Annotated in this window: 16 protein-coding genes; 1 reads left to right on the forward strand and 15 read right to left on the reverse strand. The window is 67.5% G+C overall.

Annotation, left to right across the window (positions count from 1 at the left end; genetic code table 11):
* Window positions 1-110 precede the first annotated feature (110 nt).
* Entirely contained in the window at window positions 111-1,379 is a 1,269-nt protein-coding gene (locus ITJ54_RS05395) for an LCP family protein (protein WP_194626375.1), read from the forward strand.
* Window positions 1,380-1,477: 98 nt separating this feature from the next.
* On the opposite strand, the gene map is transcribed toward ITJ54_RS05395, so the two are convergent.
* The 15 genes from map to rplP form a co-directional block, all read right to left on the reverse strand.
* On the reverse strand, window positions 1,478-2,311 hold the full coding sequence (map, locus tag ITJ54_RS05400) for a type I methionyl aminopeptidase (RefSeq protein ID WP_194626377.1): 834 nt from the start codon (window positions 2,309-2,311) through the stop codon (window positions 1,478-1,480).
* A 5-nt stretch (window positions 2,312-2,316) separates the two neighbouring features.
* Window positions 2,317-2,907 (reverse strand): adenylate kinase, encoded by a 591-nt coding sequence (locus ITJ54_RS05405; protein WP_194626379.1) that lies wholly within the window; start codon window positions 2,905-2,907, stop codon window positions 2,317-2,319.
* On the reverse strand, window positions 2,904-4,226 hold the full coding sequence (gene secY / locus ITJ54_RS05410) for a preprotein translocase subunit SecY (RefSeq protein WP_194626380.1): 1,323 nt from the start codon (window positions 4,224-4,226) through the stop codon (window positions 2,904-2,906). The genes ITJ54_RS05405 and secY overlap by 4 nt, the downstream gene beginning before the upstream one ends.
* Window positions 4,227-4,407: 181 nt before the next feature.
* Window positions 4,408-4,872: a 50S ribosomal protein L15 gene (gene rplO, locus ITJ54_RS05415; protein ID WP_228508692.1), complete on the reverse strand. Its 465-nt coding sequence runs from the start codon at window positions 4,870-4,872 to the stop codon at window positions 4,408-4,410.
* On the reverse strand, window positions 4,869-5,054 hold the full coding sequence (rpmD, locus tag ITJ54_RS05420) for a 50S ribosomal protein L30 (RefSeq protein ID WP_083393236.1): 186 nt from the start codon (window positions 5,052-5,054) through the stop codon (window positions 4,869-4,871). Before rpmD ends, rplO begins: the two co-directional genes overlap by 4 nt.
* Entirely contained in the window at window positions 5,054-5,881 is an 828-nt protein-coding gene (gene rpsE / locus ITJ54_RS18235) for a 30S ribosomal protein S5 (RefSeq protein ID WP_323741647.1), read from the reverse strand. The genes rpmD and rpsE overlap by 1 nt, the downstream gene beginning before the upstream one ends.
* An 80-nt stretch (window positions 5,882-5,961) precedes the next feature.
* Entirely contained in the window at window positions 5,962-6,339 is a 378-nt protein-coding gene (rplR, locus tag ITJ54_RS05430; protein WP_071276741.1) for a 50S ribosomal protein L18, read from the reverse strand.
* Between the two features lie 2 nt (window positions 6,340-6,341).
* Window positions 6,342-6,878, reverse strand: a complete 537-nt coding sequence (gene rplF / locus ITJ54_RS05435; RefSeq protein WP_071276743.1) for a 50S ribosomal protein L6 — start codon at window positions 6,876-6,878, stop codon at window positions 6,342-6,344.
* Between the two features lie 6 nt (window positions 6,879-6,884).
* On the reverse strand, window positions 6,885-7,283 hold the full coding sequence (rpsH, locus tag ITJ54_RS05440) for a 30S ribosomal protein S8 (RefSeq protein ID WP_071276748.1): 399 nt from the start codon (window positions 7,281-7,283) through the stop codon (window positions 6,885-6,887).
* A 153-nt stretch (window positions 7,284-7,436) separates the two neighbouring features.
* Window positions 7,437-8,027 carry a 50S ribosomal protein L5 gene (gene rplE, locus ITJ54_RS05445; RefSeq protein WP_194626382.1) on the reverse strand — a complete coding sequence of 197 codons (591 nt, stop codon included), beginning with the start codon at window positions 8,025-8,027 and terminating at the stop codon, window positions 7,437-7,439.
* Entirely contained in the window at window positions 8,027-8,386 is a 360-nt protein-coding gene (gene rplX / locus ITJ54_RS05450) for a 50S ribosomal protein L24 (protein ID WP_194626384.1), read from the reverse strand. Before rplX ends, rplE begins: the two co-directional genes overlap by 1 nt.
* Before the next feature lie 3 nt (window positions 8,387-8,389).
* A complete protein-coding gene (gene rplN, locus ITJ54_RS05455) occupies window positions 8,390-8,758 on the reverse strand; it encodes a 50S ribosomal protein L14 (protein ID WP_017885523.1) in 369 nt (122 codons plus the stop codon).
* Between the two features lie 35 nt (window positions 8,759-8,793).
* Window positions 8,794-9,078, reverse strand: a complete 285-nt coding sequence (gene rpsQ, locus ITJ54_RS05460) for a 30S ribosomal protein S17 (RefSeq protein WP_071276754.1) — start codon at window positions 9,076-9,078, stop codon at window positions 8,794-8,796.
* Window positions 9,078-9,398, reverse strand: a complete 321-nt coding sequence (gene rpmC / locus ITJ54_RS05465) for a 50S ribosomal protein L29 (RefSeq protein WP_071276756.1) — start codon at window positions 9,396-9,398, stop codon at window positions 9,078-9,080. Before rpmC ends, rpsQ begins: the two co-directional genes overlap by 1 nt.
* Window positions 9,398-9,817: a 50S ribosomal protein L16 gene (rplP, locus tag ITJ54_RS05470; RefSeq protein ID WP_071276757.1), complete on the reverse strand. Its 420-nt coding sequence runs from the start codon at window positions 9,815-9,817 to the stop codon at window positions 9,398-9,400. Before rplP ends, rpmC begins: the two co-directional genes overlap by 1 nt.
* Window positions 9,818-9,819 lie beyond the last annotated feature (2 nt).

Genomic DNA, 9,819 nt, shown 5'->3' on the forward strand with positions numbered 1-9,819 from the left:
GTGTTCCTGTGTGCATGGGTCTGCTTCCACAGTCGATCCCCGGCATGCTCCTGGATGACGAGGGGCCTGCGCCCCTACGGTGACACCCGAGCCCCACGAACGGAGAACCCGTGCCAGACGCCCCCAGCGGCCCCCGCCCCTTCGCCCGACACGGCCGTCTCCCCCGCCGCCGCGGGTGGTCGACGCTCGTGGGCGTCGTCGCGTCCGCCGTCGCGGTCGTCCTGGTCAGCGGCACGAGCGTCGCGGCCATCGCCGGCGCCCAGCTCGCGAGTGCCCCGACGTCGGTCCAGCTGAGCACGGACGACCAGAGCACCGCCAAGACCGCCGACATCACCGCGATCAAGGGCGGCGCGAACATCCTGCTCATCGGCAGCGACACCCGCGTCGGGCAATTCGACTCCGACGAGGACGTCGAGGGCGCGCGCAACGACGTCACGATGCTCGTCCACGTCTCGCAGGACCACCAACAGCTCACCGCCGTCAGCTTCCCCCGCGACCTGATGGTGCCGATCCCGGCCTGCAGCAACCCCGAGACCGGCACGAGCTACCCCGCAGCCGCGTCCGCGCAGTTCAACACGGCACTCGGCAACGGCGGGGTCTCGTGCGTCGTCGACACCGTCGAGAACCTCACCGGTCTGAGCATCCCGTACGCGGGCCTGATCACGTTCGACGGGGTCATCGAGATGTCGAACGCGCTGGGCGGCGTCGACGTCTGCGTGGCGAAGCCGATCGACGACACGTACACCGGCCTGCACCTCAGCGCGGGCTCGCACGCGCTGCAGGGCTCAGACGCGCTCGCGTTCCTCCGGAGCCGCCACGGCGTCGGCGACGGCAGCGACCTGGCGCGGATCAGCTCGCAACAGGTGTTCCTGTCCTCGCTCCTGCGCAAGGTGACCTCCGACGGCACGCTGTCGAACCCGGTCACGCTCTACAAGCTCGCCGGGGCCGCGCTCCACAACGTCGTGCTCTCCGACGGTCTCAACCGCGCCCAGACCCTCGTCGGGCTGGCGGGGATGCTCCGCGGCATGAGCACGTCGAACATGCTCTTCGTGCAGTACCCGGTCGTCGACGACCCAGCCGACAGCGCGCGGGTCGTCGTCGACCAGACCACCGCCCATGCCCTGAACGTGGCGTTGCAGACGGACGAGAAGACCTCGCTCGGCGACTCCTCCACCGGTCGGGCGTCCGAGGACCAGTCGGCGTCCACGGGGGGCGCTGCACCGTCAGCGCCGGCAGCGGCTCCGGCCACCACCGCACCGTCCGCCGGGTCCGGGACGGGTGCGGGGACGAGCGCGGGGACGGCCTCCACCCCGACGGCCCTGCCCTCGACCATCACCGGGCAGAGCGCGGCAGAGCAGACCTGCTCCGTCGGCAACTGACGCGAGCGGGGCGGGCCGGCACCGGGCCTCCCGGCCGGCCCGTCCCCCGGGTCACGTCCGGGCCGTCCGTCGCGTGGTCGGCGGCCTGGAGGCCGTGGCTAGGCGATCGGGACGGGCGTGACACCCAGCGGCGCGAGCCCGGCGGCACCGCCGTCGGCTGCCGTCAGGACCCAGACGCCGTCCGCGTGCACCGCGACGCTGTGCTCCCAGTGGGCCGCGTCCGACCCGTCGCGCGTGCGCACGGTCCAGTCGTCGGCGTCGGTGGTGTTCTCGATCGTGCCGGCGGTGACCATCGGCTCGATGGCGACGACCAGGCCGGGCCGGACTGCCGGGCCCCCGCCGCGGACGCGGTGGTTGAAGACCGGCGGGTCCTCGTGCATCGAGCGGCCGATGCCGTGGCCGGTGAAGTCCTCGACGATCCCCCAGGTGCCCGTCTCGTCGACGGCGTCCTCGACCGCGTCACCGACCTCGTGCAGGTGCTTCGCGCTGGCGAGCGCTGCGATGCCGTGCCACAGCGACCGCTCGGTGGTGTCGGAGAGCTGCTGCCGCGCCTTCGTGAGCGTCGCGTCGCCACCGGCGACGACGGTCGTGAAGGCGCTGTCGCCGTTCCAGCCGTCCACCTCGGCGCCGGCGTCCACTGACACCAGGTCACCGGGCTGCAGCACCCGCTCACCGGGGATCCCGTGCACGATCTCGTCGTTCACGGAGACGCACAGGGTGTGCCGGTACCCGGGGACGAGCTGGAAGTTCGGCACGCCCCCACCGTCGCGGATGGTGAGCTCGGCGATCGCGTCGAGCTCACCCGTCGTGATGCCGGGCCGGATGGCCGACCGGACGGCGTCGAGTGCTGCCGCGGTCAGGAGCCCAGGGCGCACCATGGCCCGGAGTTCGTCCGGGGTCTTGTAGATCGACGGCTTGCGGAACCGGACCACGCGGGTCAGACCGCGGCGACGAGCCCGCGCGAGGCGAGTGCGGCCTGGATGCGGTCGCCGACCTCGTCGATGGCACCGAGTCCGTCGACCTCGACCACGAGACCGCGCTGCTGGTAGGCGTCGACGATCGGCGCGGTCTGCTCGACGTAGACCTGCTGGCGACGACGAATCGTCTCCTCGTTGTCGTCGCTGCGCCCCTGCTCGTGGGAACGCTTCAGCAGGCGCTCGACGAGGGCGTCCTGGTCGGCGACGAGCCGGATGACGGCGTCGATCCCGGTGCCGTGCTCGGCGAGGAGTGCATCGAGGTACTCGACCTGCCCGACCGTGCGGGGGTAGCCGTCGAGCAGGAAGCCGCGCTCGGCGTCGGACTCCTGCAGGCGGGACTTCACGAGCTCGTTCGTCAGGGAGTCCGGGACGTAGTCGCCCGCGTCCATGATCGCCTTCGCCTGGATGCCGAGGGGCGTGCCCTCGGCAACGTTCTTCCGGAAGATGTCACCCGTGGAGACGGCGGGGATCCCGAACGACTCGGCGATCCGGCCGGCCTGGGTGCCCTTCCCCGCTCCGGGAGGTCCGACGATGATGAGACGTGCGCTCAACGGAGAAGCCCTTCGTAGTGACGTTGCTGCAGCTGCGAGTCGATCTGCTTCACGGTCTCGAGACCGACACCCACGATGATGAGGATGCTCGCGCCACCGAACGGGAAGTTCTGGTTCGCACCGAACAGCGCCAGTGCTGCCAGTGGGATGAGCGCGATGAGACCGAGGTAGAGCGCACCGGGCAGCGTCACCCGGGTGAGGACGTAGTCGAGGTACTCGGCGGTGGGACGACCGGCACGGATGCCGGGGATGAACCCGCCGTACTTCTTCATGTTGTCGGCGACCTCTTCGGGGTTGAAGGTGATCGCGACGTAGAAGTACGTGAAGCCGACGATGAGCAGGAAGTACAGCACCATGTAGAACCAGTTGTCACCGGAGACGAGGTTGCTCTCGATCCAGGTGACCCAGGCCGCGGGCTCGGTGCCGTCGGAGGGCTTGTTGAACTGGGCGACCAGGGCCGGCAGGTACAGCAGGGACGAGGCGAAGATGACGGGCACGACGCCGGCCATGTTCACCTTGATCGGGATGTACGTGTTGTTGCCGCCGTAGGTGCGACGCCCGACCATGCGCTTGGCGTACTGCACCGGGATCCGCCGCTGCGACTGCTCGACGAACACGACGGCCATCATGATCACCAGGCCGACCAGGATGACGAACAGGAACAGCTCGAACGACTGCGACTGCTCGATCGCCCAGAGCGCGGAGGGGAACTGCGCTGCGATGGACGTGAAGATCAGGAGTGACATGCCGTTGCCGATGCCGCGCTCGGTGACGAGCTCGCCCATCCACATGATGAGGCCGGTGCCGGCGGTCAGGGTGACGACCATGAGCATGATCGCGTACCAGCTGTCGTTCGAGATGATCGACGAGCAGGAGGCGCTGGCGTTCGTGCCGAAGAGCTGACCGGAGCGTGCGACCGTGATCAGCGTCGTGGACTGCAGCACACCGAGCGCGATGGTGAGGTAGCGCGTGTACTGGGTCAGCTTCGCCTGACCGGTCTGACCCTCCTTGTAGAGGGCGTCGAAGTGCGGGATCACCACGCGCAGCAGCTGCACGATGATCGACGACGTGATGTACGGCATGATGCCGAGCGCGAAGACCGAGAGCTTCAGCAGCGCGCCGCCGGAGAACAGGTTGATCAGGTCGTAGAGACCGCCCGAGGACGAGGCACTTGCGAGGCAGGTCTGCACCGCCGCGTAGTCGACGTACGGTGCCGGGATGTACGACCCCAGCCGGAACAGCGCGATGATCGCGAGGGTGAAGCCGATCTTCTTCCGAAGATCGGGGGTGCGCATGATGCGCGCGACCGCTCTGAACACGAGAACTCCGAACTTCTGGGACCGGACTGGCCAGTCGTGCCGGGCGTGGTCGCCCGTGGCCGGAAGCGCCGACCGCGTGGCCCGGTGACCGCCAGCCTGTCTGGCGGAGCGTTCCGGGCCTCCATCAAGGAAACCGTAACGGCGGCCCGTGCGCAATGCACACGGGCCGCCGGACGGGGAACTACTCGGTGACGGTGCCGCCCGCTGCCACGATCTTGGTCTGGGCAGAGCCCGAGACCTTGTCGACCGTGACGGTGAGCTTCACGTCGATGTCACCCTGACCGAGAACCTTGACCTTCTCGTTCTTGCGGACGGCGCCCTTGGCGACCAGGTCCGCGATGGTGACGTCGCCGCCGTTCGGGTAGAGCTCCGCGAGCTTGTCCAGGTTCACGACCTGGTACTCGACGCGGAACGGGTTCTTGAACCCGCGGAGCTTCGGGGTGCGCATGTGCAGCGGCATCTGCCCACCCTCGAAGCCGACACGGACCTGGTACCGGGCCTTCGTGCCCTTGGTACCGCGGCCTGCGGTCTTGCCCTTCGAGCCCTCACCGCGACCCACACGGGTGCGGTCCTTCTTCGAGCCAGCGGCCGGACGAAGGTGGTGCACCTTCAGGATCTGGACGCGCTCGTTCTTCTCGTCGCTCATGCGTCGACCTCCTCGACCTTCACGAGATGCGCCACCGTGGCGACGTACCCGCGGTTCTGGGAGTTGTCCTCACGCAGGACCGTACGGCCGATGCGCTTGAGACCCAGGCTGCGGAGCGTGTCGCGCTGGTACTGCTTCTCGCTGATGACGGACTTCGTCTGCGTGATCTTCAGCATGGCCATCAGGCACCTGCCTTCTCGTTCGCGGCGTGACGCGCAGCGGCCTCGGCGCGGAGCAGGCGAGCCGGCACGACGTGGTCGATGTCGAGGCCACGACGTGCTGCGACGGCGCGGGGCTCCTCGAGCTGCTTGAGGGCCTCGACCGTGGCGTGCACGATGTTGATGGTGTTCGACGAACCGAGCGACTTGCTCAGGACGTCGTGGATGCCGGCGCACTCGAGCACGGCGCGGACCGGACCACCGGCGATGACACCGGTACCGGGGCCGGCCGGACGCAGGAGGACGACGCCAGCGGCGGCTTCACCCTGCACCGGGTGCGGGATCGTGTTGCCGACGCGCGGGACGCGGAAGAAGTTCTTCTTGGCTTCTTCGACGCCCTTGGAGATCGCCGTGGGGACTTCCTTGGCCTTGCCGTAGCCGACACCCACGAGCCCGTTGCCGTCACCGACGACGACGAGTGCGGTGAAGCTGAAGCGACGACCACCCTTGACGACCTTGGAGACGCGGTTGATCGTGACGACGCGCTCGAGGAACTGGCTGTCGCCGCCTCGCTTGTCACGGTCACGGCCCTGCTGACGGTCACGTCCGCCACCACGACGGCCGCGGTTGTCAGCCGAGTCGCGGTTGTTGGACGCGGAACCGGCAGCGGTCTCGACGGGACGCTCGGCGACGGGGGCAGCAGCCTCCGCCTCCTTGCCCTTCGGAGCGGCTTCGCCGTCCGCAGGAGCGGCCTCGTCGGTGGCCGCGGTCTCGTCCGTGGCCGGGGCCTCGTCCGTGGTCGCGGCGTCGTCCGAGCTCGCGGACTCCTCGACGGTCGTCGACTCGTCCACCGAGGTGGTCGCGGTCTCCTCGACGCTGGTCGTCTCTTCGGCCGGGGTCTCTTCGGCGTTGCTGTTGTTCGCGATGTCGCTCACAGGTTCAGCCCTCCTTCACGGGCACCATCGGCGATCGCGGCGACGCGACCGGCGTACTTGCTACCACCGCGGTCGAACACGACGGCGTCCACACCGGCGGTCTTCGCACGCTCGGCGAGGAGCTCGCCGACGCGACGCGCCTTGGCGGTCTTGTCGCCGTCGAACGAGCGGAGGTCGGCCTCCATCGTCGATGCGCTGGCGAGGGTGTGACCCTTGGTGTCGTCGATGACCTGCACGAACACGTGACGTGACGAACGGGTGACGGCGAGACGGGGACGGGTCTCGGTCCCGGTGATCTTCTTCCGGAGACGGTTGTGGCGGCGGGCCTTGGCAGCCGCCTTGCTCTTGCCTCGAGTACGAGTTCCGATGGCCATGATCACTTACCTGACTTTCCGGCCTTGCGGCGCACGTTCTCGCCGGCGTAACGGACACCCTTGCCCTTGTAGGGCTCCGGCTTCCGCAGCTTGCGGATGTTGGCCGCCACTTCGCCGACGGCCTGCTTGTCGATGCCGTTGACGGTGACCCTGTTGTTGCCCTCCACCGTGAAGCTGATGCCTGCCGGCGGCTCGACGGTGATCGAGTGGGAGTAGCCCAGGGCGAACTCGAGGTTCGAGCCCTTGGCTGCGACGCGGTACCCGGTACCGACGACCTCGAGGCCCTTGGAGTAGCCCTGGGTGACGCCGATGATCTGGTTCGCGATCAGGGTGCGGGTCAGGCCGTGCAGCGAGCGCGACGTGCGCTCGTCGTCCGGACGCGTGACGAGGACCTGGTTCTCGTCGACGCTGGCCTGGATGGGCTCCGCGATGACGAGCGCGAGCTCGCCCTTCGGGCCCTTGACCGCGACGTTCTGACCGTCGACGGAGACGGTCACGCCTGCGGGGATGTCAATGGGAAGACGTCCGATTCGAGACATGTTCGATCACCAAACGTAGGCGAGGACTTCCCCACCCACGCCCTTCTGCTCGGCTTCGCGGTCGGTCAGGAGACCCGAGGAGGTCGACAGGATCGCCACACCGAGGCCACCGAGGACCTGGGGGATCTCCGTCGACTTCGCGTAGACCCGGAGGCCGGGCTTCGACACGCGCTTGATGCCGGCGATGGAGCGCTCGCGCTCGGGGCCGTACTTCAGCTCGATGGTGAGGGTCTTGCCCACGCGGGCGTCCTCCACCTTCCACTCGCTGATGTAGCCCTCGCGCTTGAGGATGTCAGCGATGGTCGTCTTGAGCTTGGAGCTCGGAAGCGAGACGGCGTCGTGGTGCGCCGAGTTCGCGTTCCGCAATCTGGTCAGCATGTCTGCGACCGGATCGGTCATCGTCATGATGTGATTCCGTTCTTCGCCTGGTTTCGACACCCGTTCCACGAATGCCGACCTGAGCGATCGAGTGACTCCAGGGCGATTCCCCGGAGTCTGTGTGTTCGTGCGTGCGGGCCGGAGGACGTTGATCCTCCGGCCCGCATCACCCGGAGTAGCTTAGACCGTCTGCTCGGCCGCGCGGAACGGGAAGCCCAGCTGCCGGAGCAGTGCGCGTCCCTCGTCGTCCGTCTTCGCGGAGGTCACGACGGTGATGTCGAACCCGCGGACACGGTCGATGCGGTCCTGGTCGATCTCGTGGAACATGCTCTGCTCCGAGAGACCGAACGTGTAGTTGCCGTTGCCGTCGAACTGGCGGTCGCTGAGACCACGGAAGTCGCGGATACGGGGCAGTGCGAGCGAGACCAGGCGGTCCAGGAACTCCCACGCGCGGTCACCACGGAGGGTGACGTGCGCGCCGATGGCCTGGCCCTCACGCAGCTTGAACTGCGCGATGGACTTGCGGGCCATCGTGACCTGCGGCTTCTGACCCGTGATCGCGGTCAGGTCCTTGATGGCCCCGTCCATGATCTTCGAGTCGCGAGCTGCCTCGCCGACACCGGTGTTGACGACGACCTTGACCAGGCCGGGGACCTGGTTGACGTTCGCGTAGCCGAACTGCTCGGTCAGCGCCGCCTTGATCTCGTCCTTGTACTTCTGCTTCAGGCGCGGCTGGACTTTGTCAGCCGTCGCGGCAGTCGTGTCAGTCATCAGAGCTTCTCACCAGACTTCTTGGAGTAGCGGACGCGGACGGTCTTCTTGACGCCGTCCTTCTCCACCTCTTCGTTTCGGAAGCCGACGCGGGTCGGCTTCTTCGTGGTGGGGTCGACGATCGCGACGTTCGACACGTGGATCGAGGCTTCGTGCTGCTCGATGCCACCGGTCTTGGAGCCGCGCTGCGTCTGGCCGACGCGGACGTGCTTCGTGACGAAGTTCACGCCCTCGACGACGACCCGGTTCTTGTCCTTGAGGACCTCGATGACCTTGCCCTGCTTGCCGCGGTCACCGCCACGCGCCTGCGTCGCGCCCGTGATGACCTGGACGAGGTCACCCTTCTTGATGTTCGCCATGGCTTACAGCACCTCCGGCGCGAGCGAGATGATCTTCATGAACTTCTTGTCACGAAGTTCGCGACCGACCGGACCGAAGATGCGCGTTCCGCGCGGGTCGCCGTCGGCCTTGAGGATCACTGCCGCGTTCTCGTCGAACTTGATGTAGGAGCCGTCTTGACGACGGGTCTCCTTCTTGGTGCGAACGATGACCGCCTTCACGACGTCACCCTTCTTCACGTTGCCGCCGGGGATCGCGTCCTTCACCGTGGCGACGATGACGTCACCGAGTCCGGCGTAGCGACGACCCGAGCCACCGAGAACGCGGATGGTCAAGATCTCCTTGGCACCCGTGTTGTCGGCGACCTTCAGGCGGGATTCCTGCTGAATCACTGCTGTCTCCTATTTCCGCAAGCGGGCCGCGAGGCCTACTTGGCCTTCTCGAGGATCTCGACCAGGCGCCAGCGCTTGGACGCGCTGAGGGGACGGGTCTCGCTGATCACGACGAGGTCGCCGACACCGGCGGAGCCGGCCTCGTCGTGTGCCTTCACCTTGGAGGTGCGGCGGATGACCTTGCCGTAGAGGGCGTGCTTCACGCGGTCCTCGACCTCGACGACGATGGTCTTGTCCATCTTGTCGCTGGTCACGTAACCGCGGCGCGTCTTGCGGTAGCCGCGGGTGAGGGCGGCGGAGTCCTTCTCTTCGTTCGCCATCAGTTCTCCTCGGCGGTCTCGGCCTCGGTCGACGCAGCGGGCTTCTCAGCCTTCTTGGTCGTCTTCTTGGCCTTGGTTGCGGTCTCGACGGGCGCAGGGGTGGCACGGATGCCGAGCTCGCGCTCGCGGAGGACGGTGTAGATCCGGGCGATGTCGCGCTTGACGGCACGGAGACGGCCGTGGCTCTCCAGCTGGCCGGTGGCCGACTGGAAGCGGAGGTTGAAGAGCTCCTCCTTGGCCTTCTTCAGCTCGTCAGCGAGACGCTCGTTCTCGAACGTGTCGAGCTCCGTCGGACGGAGCTCCTTGGAACCGATCGCCATTATGCGTCGCCCTCCTCGCGCTTGATGATGCGTGCCTTGAGGGGCAGCTTGTGAATTGCACGGGTGAGTGCCTCGCGAGCGACCTCGTCGCTCACGCCGGAGAGCTCGAAGAGCACACGACCCGGCTTGACGTTGGCGACCCACCACTCGGGCGAACCCTTACCGGAACCCATGCGGGTCTCAGCAGGCTTCTTGGTGAGCGGACGGTCCGGGTAGATGTTGATCCACACCTTGCCGCCACGCTTGATGTGACGCGTCATGGCGATACGAGCGGACTCGATCTGACGGTTGGTCACGTAGGCGGGGGTCAGGGCCTGGATGCCGTAGTCACCGAAGGAGACCTTGGTGCCACCGGTGGCCTGGCCCGAACGCTTCGGGTGGTGCTGCTTGCGGTGCTTGACTCGACGGGGGATAAGCATGG

This window comes from Curtobacterium sp. VKM Ac-2865, assembly GCF_015350905.1.
Taxonomy (GTDB): Bacteria; Actinomycetota; Actinomycetes; order Actinomycetales; family Microbacteriaceae; genus Curtobacterium.

Bases quoted from the DNA above. Each gene is read 5' to 3' on its own strand.
- rplO (WP_228508692.1), bottom strand. From the start codon at position 4,872: ATGAGCGACGAGAAGAACGAGCGCGTCCAGATCCTGAAGGTGCACCAC.
- rpmD (WP_083393236.1), bottom strand. From the start codon at position 5,054: ATGGCCATGCTGAAGATCACGCAGACGAAGTCCGTCATCAGCGAGAAG.
- rplR (WP_071276741.1), bottom strand. From the start codon at position 6,339: ATGGCCATCGGAACTCGTACTCGAGGCAAGAGCAAGGCGGCTGCCAAG.
- rplF (WP_071276743.1), bottom strand. From the start codon at position 6,878: ATGTCTCGAATCGGACGTCTTCCCATTGACATCCCCGCAGGCGTGACC.
- rpsH (WP_071276748.1), bottom strand. From the start codon at position 7,283: ATGACGATGACCGATCCGGTCGCAGACATGCTGACCAGATTGCGGAAC.
- rplE (WP_194626382.1), bottom strand. From the start codon at position 8,027: ATGACTGACACGACTGCCGCGACGGCTGACAAAGTCCAGCCGCGCCTG.
- rplX (WP_194626384.1), bottom strand. From the start codon at position 8,386: ATGGCGAACATCAAGAAGGGTGACCTCGTCCAGGTCATCACGGGCGCG.
- rpsQ (WP_071276754.1), bottom strand. From the start codon at position 9,078: ATGGCGAACGAAGAGAAGGACTCCGCCGCCCTCACCCGCGGCTACCGC.
- rpmC (WP_071276756.1), bottom strand. From the start codon at position 9,398: ATGGCGATCGGTTCCAAGGAGCTCCGTCCGACGGAGCTCGACACGTTC.
- rplP (WP_071276757.1), bottom strand. From the start codon at position 9,817: ATGCTTATCCCCCGTCGAGTCAAGCACCGCAAGCAGCACCACCCGAAG.